Below are 15,581 nucleotides of genomic sequence, written 5' to 3'. Positions count from 1 at the left end.
GACTCCCTCGATCGCTGAGGGCGGAAATCATTCCACGGTGACGGACTTCGCGAGGTTCCGGGGCTTGTCGATGTCGTGGCCGAGGATCAGCGCGGCGTGGTAGGCCAGCAGCTGCAGCGGGATCGTGAGCAGGATCGGGTCGAGTTCCGGCTCCGAACGCGGCACCACGAACCGCGGCACGTCGAGATCGCCGAAGTCCACGTCGTCGTGCGTGATCGCCAGCACCTGCCCCTTGCGCGCCTTGATCTGCTGCATCGCGGCCAGGTTGCGGTCGGCGAGGTCGTCGGACGGCACGATCGCGACCGTCGGCAGCTCCTCGTCGATCAGCGCGAGCGGGCCGTGCTTGAGTTCCGAGGTCTGGTAGGCCTCCGCGTGCCGGTACGAGATCTCCTTGAACTTCTGCGCGCCCTCCCGCGCCACCGGGAAGCCACGGACCCGGCCGATGAAGAACAGGCTGCGCGCGTCGGCGCAGATCTTGGCGTGCTCGGCGATCTGGGACTCGGCTTCGACGATGGCCGCGACCTGCTTCGGCAGCGCCCGCAACGCCGCGACGATGCGCTGCCCGTCCGCGTTGGACAGGTCGCGGACGCGGCCGAGGGCCAGCGCGATCATCGCGAAGCCGACGGCCATGTTGGTGAGCGCCTTGGTCGAGGCGACCGCGATCTCCGGACCGGCGTGCAGGTACAGGCCGCCGTCGCAGGCCCGCGCGATCGTCGAGCCGACGACGTTCACCAGGCCGACCACCCGGCCGCCCTTGCGCTTGACCTCTTCGACGGCGAACGCGGTGTCCGCGGTCTCGCCGGACTGGCTGACCGCGATGTAGAGGGTGTCCGCTTCGATGATGGGGTTGCGGTAGCGGAACTCGGACGCCGCCTCCGCGTCGGCCGGGACCCGTGCCAGGTCCTCGATCATGGTGGCGCCGATCTGGCCCGCGTAGTACGCCGAACCGCAGCCGAGGATCTTCACACGCGCGAAACCGCGCAGATCACGGGGAGTCAGGTTCAGACCGTCCAAACGGGACACTCCGAACCGGTCGTCGAGGCGGCCCCGGATCATGCGCTCCAGGCATTCCGGCTGCTCCTGGATCTCCTTGTACATGTAGTGCTGGTGACCGCCGAGGTCGAGATCGTCGGCCTGGATGTCGATCGCGGTCGCGGCCTTGCCGGTGTCGCTCTCGTCGACGGTGAAGGTGCGGTAGCCGGTGGCGGAGACGCTGGCGAACTCGCCGTCGTCGAGGTGCACCACCTGCGACGTGTGCCGGACCAGCGCGGAAAGGTCGCTGGCGACGAACATCTCCCGGTCGCCGACGCCGATGATCAGCGGCGAGCCGTTCCGCGCGACCACGACACGGTCGGGGTGTTCGGTGTCGGTCACGGCGATCGCGTAGGTGCCGGTGACGCGGGAGACGGCCTCGACGACCGCGTCTTCCAGCGTCTTCGCACCCGACCGCGCGATCAGATGGGCGAGCACCTCGGTGTCGGTCTCCGACGACAGCGTCACCCCCGCCTGGGTGAGCTGCTCCCGCAGCGCGTCGGCGTTGTCGATGATCCCGTTGTGCACCACGGAGATCCGGCCGTCTTCGGACACGTGCGGATGGGCGTTCGCCTCGGTCGCGGGACCGTGCGTCGCCCACCGCGTGTGCCCGATGCCGACCTTGCCCGCGAGCCGCTTGGGCAGCGCGGCCGTCAGGTTCCGCACCCGCCCCACGATCCGGTGCACCTGGGCGCCCTTACCGCCGAGGACGGAGATCCCGGCCGAGTCGTAGCCGCGGTACTCCAGCCGCGTCAGCCCCTCGATCAGGATCGGAGCGGCGTTCTGGCCGCCGATGTAGCCGACGATTCCGCACATGACGAGTCAACCTCACAAAGAAAACGGACGGGCGTGGTCCGTCAGCCGTAGACGATGCGGCGCAGTTGCCGCTCGGACAGGTCGGGAGGCGCGACGAGACGGCGGCTCAGCTCACCGGCGATCAGGGGGAAGATCTCGGGGTTCTTCCTGCCCTCCGCCTGCAACTGGGCGTGCCTGGACCGGACGTACTGCTCGGCGGGCTGCCGGTAGAACGCCAGGACGTCCTCGACGACACGGGCGGCGATGGCCGTCGACAAACCTGTCGACAAGGCCACCTGCTCGACGATGTCCGCGTCCTCCACGGAGCTCATCATGCACATCCGGCTGCCGAAACGCCAGTTCTTGCCCGAAATCGGGCAAGAACTGGCTCGTGAGCCGACACGGACCTCGGCGGCCGACTCGGCCGACGCCGCCGCGCCTAGGATCGGCTCATGCTCGAGAACCTGCTCACGCCGGAGACCAGGACCGATCCGTACCCGTTCTACCGTCAGGTCTTCGACCGCGGCCCGGTCTTCGCGGCCGCCGACGGGTTCTTCGTGGTCAGCGGCTTCGAAGAGGCGTCCGCCCTGCTCAAGAGCCCCGCGTTCGGCCATGGGGAGCCGGAGGTGCTGCCGGATCCGCACGAGAACGAGCCGGTGGACGAGCAGGGCCGGGTGGTCCGGTCGTTCCTCGCGCTCGACCCGCCCGATCACACGCGGCTGCGGCGGCTGGTCTCCAAGGCGTTCACGCCGAGGATGATCGAGCAGCTCGCCCCGAGGATCGAGGAGCTGGCGAAGGAACTCGTGGCGAAAGCGCTCGAAATGGGCGAATTCGACCTGATGACCGAGATCGCGAAGCCGCTGCCGGTCGTCGTCATCAGCGAGATGCTCGGGGTACCCCTCGCCGACCGCGGGCGTTTCGAGGGCTGGTCGCACGCCATGGGGCGCGCACTCGACCCGTCCTTCCTCATCGCGAAGGAGACCGTCGCTGCCCGGCGTGAGTTCGTCGCCTACTTCCGTGAGCTGGCGAAGGAACGGCGGAAGCGGCCGACCGGCGACCTGTTCTCGGATCTGGTGTCGGTCTCCGACGAGGGCGACCGGCTCAGCGAAGGCGAACTGGTGATCACCGCGATGCTCCTGCTGGTCGCCGGGCACGAGACGACGACCAACCTGATCGGCAACGGGATCCTCGCGCTGCTGAACCATCCGGAGCAGCACCGGGAACTGGCAGGCGACCGGTCGAAGATCCCGAACGCGGTCGAGGAGATGCTCCGGTACGACTCCCCCGTCCAGCTGACGACGCGGCTCGCCCTGCGGGACACGACGATCGGTGACGAGGTCGTCGGCAAAGGCGCCCAGGCGGTCGTACTGCTGGGAGCGGCCAACCGTGACCCGCGCACACACGAGAACCCGGACCGCTTCGACGTGGATCGCCCCTCGCCGAGGCATCTCGCGCTGGGACAGGGCATCCACTTCTGCCTCGGCGCCCCGCTCGCGCGGATGGAGGGCCGGATCCTGTTCGAGGCGCTGCTCGGCGCCGGCCGCGCCTTCCACCGGACCGCCGATCCGGTCTGGGTGAAGCAGGTGACGCTGCGCGGCCTCGAAAGCCTGCGGCTCGAATTCGCCTGAAAGTCCGGTTTTCGACCTTAGGCGGTTGCCGACCGGCGCCGGACTGCGCATGCTTTGCGCCAATCCGGCGTCGGCGGGGGTGCCCATGTACCAGGAACGCGAGGTAAGAACCGGTCAGTTCCATCGCGCCCTCTCCGAGGCGGTGGAGCATCGCGGCCTTTCCCTGTCCCGTATCCGCGCGCATCTGGCGGCACGCGGCGTTTCCGTGGCCGAATCGACCTTGAGTTACTGGCAGCGCGGGCTCCGCCATCCGTCGACACCGCGGTCGCTCGACGTCGTCCGCGCGCTCGAAGCCGTGCTCGGCCTGCCGCCGGACAGCCTCATCGTCCTGATCGGCCCGCAACGACGTTCCGTCGGCGACGACCGCAGGCCCTCGGTCGCCGAACTGCGGCAGAGCTGGGCCGAAACCTGTTCACTGCTGGACGAGCTGAGCGCGTCGCCCGGCACGGAGGGCAACGCGAAGCTCGACGTCGTGACCGTCGTCGACGTGCTCACCATGACCGGCGAAGGACGGATCTCGGAGATCACCTCGACCATGGTGGTGCGGGCACGGGAGCCCGGCGCGGACGGTTTCGTGGTGACCCATCAGGACGAGCCCGGCACCGACATGGAGGCCACGACGGTCTTCGCCACCGACGGCTGCCGAAGAGGCAGAGTGCGCCGAAGCGCCACATCGCCGGGGATGGTGTTCGAGCTCCTCTTCGACCGCGGTCTGGCCGAAGGGGAAACGCACACATTCGCGTTCACCCTGCGGCTGGCCGCGTCGGTCCGTTCGACCTGTTTCCACCGGACGGTGCGGTCGCGCATGTCGGCGTACCTGCTTCGCATGCGTTTCGACGGCGCGCTCCCCGCGCGATGCGTCAAAACCGTGCGGGAGCGCGAAGAACTCGCCCCCGTGGTCAGCGAGCCGCTGCATCCCGGACCGGGTGCGACGGTCAGTGCGTACTTCGAGGAACTCGACGTCGGCATCGCGGGGATCGACCTCATCTGGGAGTGAGCCGGCGCCGCCGCCACACCGCGACCAGCACGACACCCACTCCGGCGACCCCGGCGGTGATCAGGCCGGCCACGATCCCGATCGGAATCCCCGTTTCGGCGGGCGGGGCCACCGGCTGCGTGAAGCCGATCCCGCCGCCGCGCTGGTAGTCCGATCCCGGCAGTTTGTCGGCATAACGGCCGTGTACTTCCCTTTGGTAGTCGGAAAGCGGGACGAACTTCCCCACCGGCGACTGCGGCAGGCTCGCCTGCAGCAGCACCACACCGTCGGGCCCCAGTTCGTACCAGCCGTTGATCTGGGGTTCGTTGAGCAGGACCGCGCCGGGCTTCAGCCGCGCGCTCAGGGTCTCTTCGTCGTTCCCGGAGAACACGCTCGCCGCGACCCACTTCCCCGGTCCTTCCGGCATCGCCTGCAGTGTGGCCTTCTGCCCGGAATCCGCGGTGGCCGTCACGGCGACGGATCTGAGCATGCCCGCCGGGGCCCCTTCGACGCCCCTGACGAAGTCGGGATTGAGGGTGTAGACCGGGATTCCCTTCTCCGCCATGGTGATCCGCCGCGGTTCGATGTGGTCGACCTGCCGGAAGTTCGATCTCGCGAGTCCGATCGCGTCGGGCTGCCCGGCGACACGCACGGCCGCCGCGACGTCGCCGTCCGAGGGCGGGACGACTCCTTCGCTCGCCGAGGCGGGCGGCGTGGCGGGCAGCAGCGTCGCGACGGCCACCGCGAGACAACCGGCGAACTTCCGGCAGATCGTGTTCATGACCGCGCCTCAGCCCTTCCGGATGTTGACGATGGTGTCGTTCCAGCGGAACTGGCCGTTGCTGCGGTACTGGTTGTAGTTCCAGGTCTGGTAGCGCTGGTAGGTGGGCCACGGGTCGCCGACCATGATCGACTGGTTCGCCGAGTCGTAGCCGTAGATCACCTCGGCGTGACCACCGCCGGAGGTCCAGTAGATCCCCGTCAGGTTCAGGATCCCGGCGTCGATCTGGCTGACGACCGAGCTGAAGCCGATCGGGCCGCCCGCGTCCTGCGCGGAGAAGCCGGTGCCGCGGAAACCGCGGACGATCTCGTAGATCTGGGCCGGCTGGTTCGGGCAGTACCCGGCCGAGGTTCCCTTGCCGGCGGCGCAGAACTGGGCTTGGGTGGCGGAGCCGCCCATCGACCGCTCGATGCTCGAACCGTCCGCGGCCCAGCACCATTGGTTGTACTGCTGCACCTGCTGGGTGTAGTTCAGCTGCTTGGACGCGGCCGTCGCGGCGACCGTCATCGCGGTCCCGGCCACCGGCGCGATCTCCCGCACTTGAGTGTGGGTCTGGGTCTTGATCAGGCCGCTGGGCCGGTCCCCGTCGCCGGACTGCGCCAACGCGGTGGCGGGCAGCATGCTCAGCGCGAAGACGGCGGCTCCGGTCGCCAGCACGGCCCTCGAAAGGCTCTTCACAGATGTCTCCTTTGACACGGGGATGGGGAGATCACCGTGCGCCGCCCCGGCTTCGGGAACAACGCCCTCACCAGGCGCGAAAGAGGATCTGTGATCGTTCACGGTCCGCCACCGGCGGAGTACGGGCCGCCGCGCAAGATTCACGGTGCCTTCACAAAGGCTGTGAATCCGCCACGGGTGTCGCGAGCGTGGTGGGCTGAGACCGGCCCCGCAAGGTGACGTCCTCCGTCGCCTTCCACCGCGAGGCCTCGGCTTCGGCGGCCGACTCGATCGCCGTCCACGAAGCGAGCAGACGGGCTTCGACGTTCTTCGCCAGCTCGGTGAGCCTGGCCGCTTCGTTCACCGGATCGCCGATCACCGTGTACTCGAACCGCCGCGGGTCGCCGACGTTCCCGGCCACCACCTCGCCCGTCGCCACCCCGATCCCGGCCGGGCATTCCGGCACCTCCGCCGCCAGCCTGCGCGCGATCGCCCGTCCCGCGGAAAGCGCGAGGGTCGCGTGGTCCTCCAGCCGCACCGGCGCGCCGAAGATCGCGAGCGCGGCGTCACCGACGAACTTGTTGACCAGCCCGTGGTTGCGGTCGACCTCGTCGACCACCACCGCGAAGAACCGGTTGAGCAGGCCGACGACCTCCTCGGGCGGACGGCTCGCGGCCAGCGCGGTCGAGCCGATCAGGTCGACGAAAAGCACCGACACCGTCCGGACCGTGCCACCGAGTTCGGCCGACGTACGCATCGCCTCGCTCGCGACGTCCTCTCCGACATGCCTGCCGAACAGGTCCCGCAAACGTTCGCGTTCGGCGAGACCGACGGCCATCCCGTTGAAACCCGCCTGCAGCAGACCGAGTTCGGTGCCGTCGTAGACCGGGATCTCGACGGTGAAGTCACCGGCACGGACCCGGCCCAGCGCGTGCTGCACCGACCGGATCGGGTTCACCACGGCGCGGGCGGTGAACACCGTCACCAGCAGCCCGAAGACCAGCACCACCAGGCCGAGGGCGATCACCGAGATGGCGAGTTTCGTCGTCGACACGTCGCCGCGTGCCCACGCCAGCACCGCCGTGACCACCAGCCCCGCCACCGGCACCCCGGTGCCGAGGCACCAGAACAGCAGCATCCGCAGGTTCACCCCGCCACTGAGCGGCCGCGCCGGCACCGTGCCGGACAACGCCAGCGCCGCGTACGGCCGCAGGATGAATTCCCCGGCCAGATAGGCGATCGCGCACACGACCACCCCCGCGAACGCGACGACGAGCAGTTCGGTGAGCACGACCCGCGGCTGCACCAGCGCGGCCAGCACGCCGAACACCACGGTCGCGATACCCCACAACACCGCCTGGACCAGCGTCAGGCGCAGCGGGACCCGAAGGCTCGACGCGCGTTCTTCGTCGGTCGGCGTCCGGCCCTCGGCCGCCCACCGCAACGTCCGCAGCGCGCCGCGGGTGCCCCACAGCGCGCCCACCACCACCGCGGAGACCACGTAGACCGGAACCGCGATCGCGGTCACCCGGATGAGTTCGCCGGACATGCCGGGGGCGGGCATGAGCAGCGCCGCCAGCCCGACCACGACCAGCGCGCCGATGACGTTGGTCGCGATCAGCGTCCCGGTGAGCAGTCCCTGGACGCGACGGCGCAACACGGCCGGGTCCTGAGCGAGCGGGCCGAGCAGCCAGGAGCCGAACGGCCCTTGCCCGCGGCCCCGAACAGAGGAGTCGTTGTCTGATCGCACCCGTGTCCCGCCGTTCACCCGGTTTGAGTGAACGACTGTACACCGAAAGGGTCGCGCCCGTCAGCGGACGGTGCCGGAGCCGATCAGGGTGGTGGCGTCGAGTTCGGTCAGCCCGTCGGCGCGCAAGGACTCGAGGTAGCGCTCGCGCACCCGCTCGACGACGTCGGGCTCCAGATCGTCGAGCAGTCCCCGGAATCCGGAGCCGATGACGACCAGCCAGGCGATCTCCGGTGTCATGGTCAGCCGCAGTTCGTTGACCACGACGTCGACATCGGACAGATTCCGCCCGGAAAGCCACTCGGCATAAGGACCCGCCTGGTCGATGCGGTCGATCAGGCTCGGTTCACGCTCCGGCGGCGGCGCGGACTCGGTCACCGCCGCGACCGCGCGGCCGAGATGACGGCCCGCGGCCACCATGGCCCCGCCGCGCCAGATCGTGAACACGGCCCGGCCGCCGGAACGGGCCCTGGCGATCAGCCGCTCGGTCCCGTCCGTCATGTCGGGGAAGAAGAAGATGCCGAGCGCGGACTGCACGACGTCGTAGCCGCCGGTGTCCCACGCCGTCGCGTCCGCCTCGTGCGCGCGCAACTGCGGCAAGCCTGCCGAAAGACGGCGCAGCTCGCCGATCATCGGACCGGAGAGGTCGAGCGCGTCCACCACACCCTCGGCACCGACCGCGTGCGCCGCCGGAATCGCCGAAGCCCCGGTGCCGCAGCAGGCGTCGAGGACACGGTCTCCCTCGGTGAGCCCGGCAGCGGCCACCGTTGCCGCCCCGATCGGCTCCCACAGATACCGCCCGAGCGCGGCGAAATCGGCGGCGGCCGCGTCGAAGGCGCGCTGGGTTCCCACTTTGCGAGAGGACATGCCGCGACGATATCCGTTTCGCGCTCCGTGCGAACCCGCCTGCGACGGACGGAGGCCGCGGGAACGCCCATCCAGCGGGCGATTCGAGGACGTTCCGGCCCTAGCGTGGTCGGTATGAGGAAAACTCTGCTCGCGCTGCTCGGCGCGGCCGCCGTCCTGGGCTCGATCGCCACCCCGGCCGCCGCGACCACGCTGGAGACCAGGGAGTTCGTCGGCTACGGATCGAGCGACTTCGGCCTCGCGCTCTTCTACGCCCGCCAGGACGCCAAGAAAAAGGCGGAACGGGCCGGGTTCACCGACTGCGAGGAATACTCCAAGATCGTCATTTCACCCTACGACGCGACGGTCTTCTGGCGCTGCACGCGCTGAGACCGATCCGGCGCGGCCGTGGCTCCGAATACCGGACATGGATCAAGGAGACCTCGTCCCGGACTTCACCCTGCCCGACGACACCGGCCAGGACCGCACGCTGTCGGAGTTCCTGTCCACCGGCCCGGTCGTGCTGTTCTTCTACCCCGCCGCGATGACCGGGGGCTGCACGGCCGAGAGCTGCCACTTCCGCGACCTTGCCGCGGAGTTCCGCGAGGTCGGCGCCCACCGCGTCGGGATCAGCCCGGACGGGATCACCAAGCAGCGGGAATTCTCCACCCTGCACGGCTTCGACTACCCGCTTCTGTCCGATGTGGATGGAGAAGTCGCCAAACTCTTCGGCGTCTGGCGCCGGTTCAGCCCATTGCACGCCAAGCGGCGCACCTTCGTGATCGACACCGATCGCCGGATCCTCGCGGTGATCAAGAGCGAGCTGAAATTCGACGTCCACGCCGACAAGGCGCTCACGACCCTGCGGGAACGGACTCCCCGCACCTGACCCGGTCCTCGTGAGGACGGTTCTTGAGAAGAAGTAAGTCAAAGGTGTCGTGGTCGCGGGCGGGTCGGTGGTGGGGTGAAGGCTCCCTTCGCCGCGTCTAATGCGGTGCAGGGAGCCTTCGCCCCGGCCACTCGCCCGCGCCGGCCACTTCCCACCGGCGAACGTGTCGCGAAAGCCACTTTCGCGACGTCTGATGTCCCGAAAGTGGCTTTCGCGACACGTTCGGCAGGCGGAAGAGCTCGGTGACTCCCTACGCCACGTTTGCCTTATCCCTCAACAACCGTTCTTACCACTCACGAGGCGGGAAAGGGCGGCCGTGCCGTCGAAGAGCGACCGTGAGCGGGCCGTGATCCCGGCGTCCCTGGCGGCGAGCGCGGAAGCGACGTCCTCCAGCCGCCGGGATCGCCGCAGTTCCGGCATCAGTGCGCGCAGGGGCGCGACGCGGTAGCCCGCCAGCCGCAGCTGATGCACGATCCGCGCGTCCCGCACCTGGGACGGCGTGTACCGCCGCGTCCCCCGCTGATCGCGGCCGGGCACGACGAGCCGTTCCGTGTCCCAATGCCGCAGGGTCGACGGGCGCACGCCGAGCGCCGACGCGAGTTCGGAGACGCTCATCGAGTCCGAGCCGCGCACGTCTTCGATCGGCTCCCTGGAGATCACCCGGACGGCTTCCCTGGCGTCCTGGAGATCCGCGCGTTCGGCGTCGAGCCCGGCGTGGGCCGCGTCGAGGCGCGCGAGGACCTCGGGGAGCGGATCCCGGTGCACGGCGCGGACGATCTCCTTGGCCTCGACCGGCCCCACCGCGGCGGCGAGCGCGCGGTAGGCCAGCGCGGACCGGAGGTGGATCTCGCCGTAACTCCGGTAGCCCGAAGCCGTCCGCGACGCCGCCGGGAGCACGCCGTCGCGTTCGAGATTGCGCACCTGCTGGACGGAGTATCCCGACAGGCGCGCCACCTCAGCCGTGCGCATCGATTTGAGACTTGACACCTTGACTCCGTCGAAAAAGCACTTGAACCCTCCACAAGCACTTTAATGCCACGCTTGAGCACATGACCATCGAAGAGATCATCGGCCTCGTCTCGGGCCTCGACGGCGTCCTGACCCTCACCCCGGGGCCGGGTGACGAATGGCCGGAGCTCAGCTGGGGCGACGCGTTCTTCTACTACTCCCCCGACGGCGTCGTCCCGACGAACGTCCAGCCCTTCGCGACCATCGTGACCAAGAACTACCCCGGCGACGAGACCTCGCGGCTGGATCGCCCGGACACGTTCCGCGTGAACATCCACGCCGGCAAGAAGGAGTTCGCCCGCGGTCTTGGCCAGAACCCCGCCGATACCGACATCCTGATCGCCCATCCCGTGTACGGGAACGCGGGCTGGCTGGCGGTGGTGAACCCGGCGTCGAACACCGGAACGGCCACCCGCGAACTGCTCGAAACGGCCTATCGGCTGGCCCGCGCCCGGTACGAGCGGCGGGCGGAATCCGCGCGCGACCGGTAGAGCGAATATCGTGGGGCGGTGGGCCGGAATCTTCGAACCCGTGAGCGGCTCAGGCCGGTCGACCTCGCGCGCGAGCACGGCCTGTCCGCCCAGGCGGTCCGCAACTACGAGGCGGACGGCATCCTCCCCGCCGCCGAACGCGGCCCGCAGGGCTATCGCACCTACACGCCGCTGCACGCGCAAGCCCTGCGTGCCTTCCTCGCCCTCGTGCCGGGACACGGCCACGCGACGGCGGCGTCGATCATGCGGGCGGTCAATCAGGACGACGTCGAGGAGGCGCTCCGGCTCGTCGATGAAAGCCACGCGCAACTGCTCGACGACCGCCGCACCCTCCAGGCCGTCACGGCCGCGCTCCGGGATCTCGAACCCGTGCCCCAGGAACGGGGCGACCTGTTCGTCGGACCGCTGTCCCGGAAACTCGGCGTCCGGCCGGCCACCCTGCGCGAGTGGGAACGGGCGGGCCTTCTCCGTCCCGAGCGTGACCCGAGGACGGGCTACCGTGTCTACAACGCGGCGGACGTCCGCGACGCGAAGCTGACCCATCAGCTCAGGCGGGGCGGCTATCTCCTGGAGCGGATCGCGCCGGTGCTCGACCAGGTCCGCTCGGCGGGCGGCGTCGTTCCGCTCGAGTCGACGCTGCGCGACTGGCACGCCCGGCTCGCGGCGAGGGGACGCGCCCTGCTCTCCGGTGCCGCCGCGCTGGACGCCTACCTCGCTGACACTTTTGGGACAATGACACTTCCGCGCAATTGAATACGCGGGCAATTCGCGCTTTCCGCATACGAAAGTAGGTCCGCGATCACGGATCCTACTTTCGGCGCTACGACATGCCGTACGGGCACTCGTACTGTGCGTCACGTCGAGATGAACCGCCCGGTCCCCTGCGCTTTCCGAACATATTCCGGCGGTTCGTCGTTCCCTCCTTATCGAAGGAAATTCGCATGCGAATTCGCGGACCCGTCATGCTCACCCTGTTCAGCGTCTGCGCCGGAATCGGCGCGCTCGCCGTCCCGGCGACCGCCGCGCCGGTCACGTCCTACGACCAGACGATGCTCGAGACGCTCGCCGCCCAGCTCAAGGTCAGCCCGCTTCAGGCCGCCCAGAAGCTGGACCATGAGAAGAACCTGATCGCGTCGCTGGACAACGTCAGAAATCGTGGCCTCCACACCGACGGCGCGTACTTCGACAACGCAGGCGCCCTCGTGGTGAACGCCGACGCCGGTTCCGCGAAGGAGCTTCGCTCCGCCGGGCTGTCCCCGCGCACCGGTGCTCGCGGCGAGAACGCGCTGAACGCCCTGTCCGCCAAGGTCGGCACGGTGATCGGCAAGGACGTCACCCAGGTGCAGTCCTGGGGTCCGGAACTCGCGGCCGACCAGGTCGTCGTCACCGTGCAGCCGGGTGCCGACAGCGCCCTCGTGCGCCGTCTCACCGCGCTGCCCGGCGTCGCGGTCCAGACCGGTGTCGCCAACGGAAACACCACGCAGGCCGACGTCATCCCCGGCCAGATCATGGACCTCGACCCGGGCACCAACTGCTCGCTCGGCTTCCCCGGCACCACCAGCAGCGGCAACAACGTGCTGCTCACCGCCGGGCACTGCGTCGAAGGCAACCCGGACATCCTCAACCGCAACGGCGTCCACATCGGCCGCGGTGTCGCCACCCAGTTCCCGTCGACCGACATGGGCCTGATGGACATCGACGCCGAAGACACCGGCCGCGGCTACGTGGACACCCGCAAGGGCACCACGGTGCGGATCACCGGCAGCTCGAAGGCGCCGGTCGGCACCACGCTGTGCAAGGCGGGCAACACCACCGGCTGGACCTGCGGCAAGATCACCGCGTACAACCAGACCGTGCGCTACAGCGGCGAAAGCGTCGCCACCACCGGGCTGGCGAAGTCGACCGTCTGCACCGAGGGCGGTGACAGCGGCGGCGCCTACATCGCGGGCAACACCGCGCAGGGCATGACCTCCGGCGGCCCGGCCGACGGCCACGACTGCGGTTACAACGAAGGTGCCAACGCCACCGGCTCGTACTCCTACTACCAGCCCGTCGTGGACGCGGCGAACAAGTACGGCGTCACGCTGACCCGTTCCTGACGAACGAAACGACGATGCCGGGGAGCCATCGCTCCCCGGCATCGTCGTTTCTAGGAGTTCAGGATCTGCTCGCGCAGGATGTCCGCGTGGCCGCCGTGCTGGGCGAGTTCCCGCAGCATGTGCAGGTACACCCAGCGCAGCGGGAGCGGGCCGCGCCGGTTCCCGTGGAGCAGGTCGTCCAGATCGAGGGCGGCCGCGGCCTTGCGGGACACCTCGCAGGCTTCGCGGTACGCCTGCCGCACGGAGGCGATCGTGTCCTCCTCGGTGAGGATGAACGATTCGTCGGGTGTCTCGGGGAGACCGATCTCGGTCCGCGGGCGGCAGGTGATGCCTTCGACGAACCACACCTTTTCCACGAAGGTCGCGTGCTTCACCAGACCGAGCAGGGTCGTCCGGGAGGGGACGAGCGACCGGCGTGCCTGTTCCTCGGTCAGCCCTTCCAGGGATTCGTCCAGGACACGACGATGTTCGTCGAGGAAGACCTCGAACTGCTCGCGGAACGGGTGGTTGAGGACTTCCAGCGTGGACATGCGCGAAGCATCGCAAAGGTTCTCGATCTCGGGCAACCTACTTCAGGAAGCCGATCAGTTCGGCGCTGACGAACGCCGGATTCTCTTCGGCGAGCCAATGTCCCGCCTTCGGCACCTCGACCGCGCGGGCCAGGTTCGCGACGCGCGGCGCCAACGTGGCCTTCTGCGGTTCGAGCAATCCTTCCGCTGTCATCAGCAAAGTCGGCGTGGAGATGGGTTTCGCGCCGGCGTTCGCGGTCACGTCCTGCCCGAGCGTCCGGTAGAGCTCGAAACCGCCGTGCAGGACCTCCGGCCTGGAGTAGGTGCGGGCGTACTCGTCGATCTCCGCGTCGTCGAACGGTGACGGCGCGCCGGGACCGCCGAAGGCCGTTCCCGAGTAGGCGACCTGGGGATAGAACAGGGACAGGTACTCGCGCACGTCGTCGCCGACGACGGCTTCGGGAACCGTCTTCTGCGAGTGGAACGCGATATGCCAGCTCAGGTTCCGGTAGGCCGTCGCGTCGAGCGCGGGTCCCGGCAGCGGCAGATCGAGATAGGCGAGTTTGGTGAGATCGCCGGGGAATTGCGCGGCGTATTGGAAGGCGACGGCGGCCCCGAGGTCGTGGCCGACGACGCGGGCGTCGCGCAGGCCCAGCCGTCCGGCGACGAGGCCGTGCACGTAGCGGGCGAGGGTGGCCTTGTCGTAGCTGGGCGGCGAGCCGTCGCTGTCGCCGAGACCGGGCAGGTCGAGGGCGTACACCGTGAAGTGTTCGGCCAGCGCGGGCATGACCCGGTGCCAGCCGTACCAGGTCTGCGGCCAGCCGTGCAGCAGCACGAGCGGGGCGCCCTTGCCGCCGGTGACGTAATGCATCTTCACCCCGTCGACGTCGGCGAATTCGTGCCGGAACCCCGGGGGCGGCGTGGCGGTGACCGGAGGTGAACCGCAGGCCGTCAGCAGGACGAGGGCCGCGACGAACGCGGCGGCTCGGTGGAACATGGGGATCTCCGTTTCAGCGCCCGGTGGCGCCATCGATCAGTTCGCGCAGGATGTCGGCGTGTCCCGCGTGCCGCGCGGTCTCCTCGATCAGGTGGGTCAGCGTCCAGCGTCGCGATGCCCGGCGGGGCCCCGCCGCGGTGAGGTCGTCCCAGGAGGCGATCGCTTGATTCGCCTCGGCGACGGTTTCCCGGTAGGCGGCCAGAATCGACGCCGTCGTGTCGTCCGGGCCCGGGTGGAACGTCGCCTTCCAGTCGGTGACGCGGTGGCCGAGCAGCCAATGCCGTTCCACCTGGGTCAGGTGCTGGACCAGGCCCAGCAGATTCGTGCCGGACGGCACGCCGGGAACGCGGGCCCGGTCTTCCGGAACGCCTCCGGCCTTGGCCATGACCGCGGCGCGAAGATAGTCGAGGAACCCGGCGAGCACGTCCTTCTCGCCGGCTCCGGTCGACGGCGGCCCGGTGTCGCGTTTCCGGCTCATCGCCCGGCCCGCCGGAGGATCAGGATGTGGTCGACGACGGTCGCGGTCCGGCCCGCCGGGCCGGTGGCCAGGCGTTCGGCCGCCTCCGCGCGGTCGATCGACCAGACCGCCGGGTCGAGGTCCAGTCCGGCCGCCACCTCGCCGGGAGTGGCGAACTCGGCGTCCTGATCCCACGACCACGGCGCGGCGGAACCGTGGTCGACGACGACCAGCCGCCCGCCGGGATTCACCGAGCCCGCGGCGGTGCGGAGCACCCGCGCCCGGTCCAGTTCGAAGGGCGTGTGGAAGTACTGCGCGGACACCAGGTCGTAGGTGCCCTCGGGGAAGTCTTCGGCGAGGTCGACGCGAAGCGCCGTGATCGGCTCGCCGCGTGCCTGGAGCGAGCGCACGGCCGCTCCGGAGATGTCGACCGCGGTCACCCGCCAGCCTCGGGCCGCCAGCCAGAGCGCGTCTCCCCCGGCTCCGCAGCCGAGGTCCAGCGCGGTGCCCGGGGTCAGCGAGCCCGCGATCTCGGCCAGTCTCGCGTTCACCTCCGGCGTTCCGGCGGCCCGCCGTTCGTGGAGTTCGTCCCAGAATCTCGTAGCGCTCATGATCGCACCTTCGCCGCCGGTCCGCCGGTTTGGCACGAAAACTTGCCGACCTGGCAAG

The 15,581-nt window shown here is 69.4% G+C and carries 18 protein-coding genes; 7 read left to right on the top strand and 11 right to left on the bottom strand.

The window, feature by feature from the left end:
* Window positions 1–27: 27 nt before the first annotated feature.
* Together glmS and AJAP_RS13000 are read right to left on the bottom strand one after the other, a co-directional pair.
* Complete coding sequence (glmS, locus tag AJAP_RS13005) at window positions 28–1,848, bottom strand: glutamine--fructose-6-phosphate transaminase (isomerizing) (RefSeq protein ID WP_037345307.1); 1,821 nt, start codon at window positions 1,846–1,848, stop codon at window positions 28–30.
* A 41-nt stretch (window positions 1,849–1,889) separates the two neighbouring features.
* On the bottom strand, window positions 1,890–2,162 hold the full coding sequence (locus tag AJAP_RS13000; RefSeq protein ID WP_038522954.1) for a hypothetical protein: 273 nt from the start codon (window positions 2,160–2,162) through the stop codon (window positions 1,890–1,892).
* 117 nt (window positions 2,163–2,279) lie between these two features.
* Between AJAP_RS13000 and AJAP_RS12995 the strand changes: the two genes are divergently transcribed.
* Both AJAP_RS12995 and AJAP_RS12990 read left to right on the top strand, forming a co-directional pair.
* Window positions 2,280–3,455 (top strand): cytochrome P450, encoded by a 1,176-nt coding sequence (locus AJAP_RS12995; protein WP_038511080.1) that lies wholly within the window; start codon window positions 2,280–2,282, stop codon window positions 3,453–3,455.
* Window positions 3,456–3,480: 25 nt separating this feature from the next.
* Entirely contained in the window at window positions 3,481–4,452 is a 972-nt protein-coding gene (locus AJAP_RS12990; protein WP_228694925.1) for a helix-turn-helix domain-containing protein, read from the top strand.
* Here AJAP_RS12990 and AJAP_RS12985 read toward each other — a convergent pair.
* The 4 genes from AJAP_RS12985 to AJAP_RS12970 form a co-directional block, all read right to left on the bottom strand.
* Window positions 4,439–5,212, bottom strand: a complete 774-nt coding sequence (locus tag AJAP_RS12985) for a hypothetical protein (protein ID WP_038511077.1) — start codon at window positions 5,210–5,212, stop codon at window positions 4,439–4,441. The two genes, AJAP_RS12990 and AJAP_RS12985, sit on opposite strands and share 14 nt — an antisense overlap.
* A gap of 9 nt (window positions 5,213–5,221) precedes the next feature.
* Entirely contained in the window at window positions 5,222–5,890 is a 669-nt protein-coding gene (locus AJAP_RS12980; RefSeq protein ID WP_038511074.1) for a papain-like cysteine protease family protein, read from the bottom strand.
* A 151-nt stretch (window positions 5,891–6,041) separates the two neighbouring features.
* Complete coding sequence (locus AJAP_RS12975; RefSeq protein WP_038511073.1) at window positions 6,042–7,619, bottom strand: adenylate/guanylate cyclase domain-containing protein; 1,578 nt, start codon at window positions 7,617–7,619, stop codon at window positions 6,042–6,044.
* Window positions 7,620–7,679: 60 nt separating this feature from the next.
* Complete coding sequence (locus AJAP_RS12970) at window positions 7,680–8,483, bottom strand: class I SAM-dependent methyltransferase (protein ID WP_038511070.1); 804 nt, start codon at window positions 8,481–8,483, stop codon at window positions 7,680–7,682.
* A 114-nt stretch (window positions 8,484–8,597) separates the two neighbouring features.
* Here AJAP_RS12970 and AJAP_RS12965 point away from each other — a divergent pair, with 114 nt between their 5' ends.
* Both AJAP_RS12965 and AJAP_RS12960 read left to right on the top strand, forming a co-directional pair.
* Window positions 8,598–8,852, top strand: a complete 255-nt coding sequence (locus AJAP_RS12965) for a hypothetical protein (protein WP_038511068.1) — start codon at window positions 8,598–8,600, stop codon at window positions 8,850–8,852.
* Between the two features lie 37 nt (window positions 8,853–8,889).
* Entirely contained in the window at window positions 8,890–9,351 is a 462-nt protein-coding gene (locus AJAP_RS12960) for a peroxiredoxin (protein ID WP_038511067.1), read from the top strand.
* A 273-nt stretch (window positions 9,352–9,624) separates the two neighbouring features.
* On the opposite strand, the gene AJAP_RS12955 is transcribed toward AJAP_RS12960, so the two are convergent.
* Window positions 9,625–10,320, bottom strand: coding sequence for a MerR family transcriptional regulator (locus AJAP_RS12955; protein ID WP_038511065.1), 696 nt, complete (start codon window positions 10,318–10,320; stop codon window positions 9,625–9,627).
* A gap of 80 nt (window positions 10,321–10,400) precedes the next feature.
* Here AJAP_RS12955 and AJAP_RS12950 point away from each other — a divergent pair, with 80 nt between their 5' ends.
* The 3 genes from AJAP_RS12950 (at window position 10,401) to AJAP_RS12940 (ending at window position 12,949) form a co-directional block, all read left to right on the top strand.
* The gene (locus AJAP_RS12950) at window positions 10,401–10,850 is read left to right on the top strand and encodes a DUF6194 family protein (protein WP_038511062.1); all 450 of its coding nucleotides are present in this window, start codon (window positions 10,401–10,403) and stop codon (window positions 10,848–10,850) included.
* An 18-nt stretch (window positions 10,851–10,868) separates the two neighbouring features.
* On the top strand, window positions 10,869–11,603 hold the full coding sequence (locus AJAP_RS12945; protein WP_038511059.1) for a TioE family transcriptional regulator: 735 nt from the start codon (window positions 10,869–10,871) through the stop codon (window positions 11,601–11,603).
* Between the two features lie 188 nt (window positions 11,604–11,791).
* Window positions 11,792–12,949 (top strand): S1 family peptidase, encoded by a 1,158-nt coding sequence (locus AJAP_RS12940; RefSeq protein ID WP_038511053.1) that lies wholly within the window; start codon window positions 11,792–11,794, stop codon window positions 12,947–12,949.
* 50 nt (window positions 12,950–12,999) lie between these two features.
* On the opposite strand, the gene AJAP_RS12935 is transcribed toward AJAP_RS12940, so the two are convergent.
* Genes AJAP_RS12935 through AJAP_RS12920 form a run of 4 tightly spaced genes read right to left on the bottom strand, consistent with a single transcriptional unit; the run spans window position 13,000 to window position 15,523 of the window.
* Window positions 13,000–13,479, bottom strand: coding sequence for a DinB family protein (locus AJAP_RS12935; protein WP_038511051.1), 480 nt, complete (start codon window positions 13,477–13,479; stop codon window positions 13,000–13,002).
* 37 nt (window positions 13,480–13,516) lie between these two features.
* Window positions 13,517–14,455 carry an alpha/beta fold hydrolase gene (locus tag AJAP_RS12930; RefSeq protein WP_038511048.1) on the bottom strand — a complete coding sequence of 313 codons (939 nt, stop codon included), beginning with the start codon at window positions 14,453–14,455 and terminating at the stop codon, window positions 13,517–13,519.
* Between the two features lie 13 nt (window positions 14,456–14,468).
* Window positions 14,469–14,933, bottom strand: a complete 465-nt coding sequence (locus AJAP_RS12925; protein ID WP_038511045.1) for a DinB family protein — start codon at window positions 14,931–14,933, stop codon at window positions 14,469–14,471.
* Complete coding sequence (locus AJAP_RS12920) at window positions 14,930–15,523, bottom strand: class I SAM-dependent methyltransferase (protein WP_038511043.1); 594 nt, start codon at window positions 15,521–15,523, stop codon at window positions 14,930–14,932. Before AJAP_RS12920 ends, AJAP_RS12925 begins: the two co-directional genes overlap by 4 nt.
* Window positions 15,524–15,581 lie beyond the last annotated feature (58 nt).

It is taken from the genome of Amycolatopsis japonica (assembly GCF_000732925.1).
GTDB classification, from domain to species: domain Bacteria; phylum Actinomycetota; class Actinomycetes; order Mycobacteriales; family Pseudonocardiaceae; genus Amycolatopsis; species Amycolatopsis japonica.
Note: the sequence above shows the minus strand (reverse complement) of the source record. Positions and strands in the feature narration are given on the sequence as shown.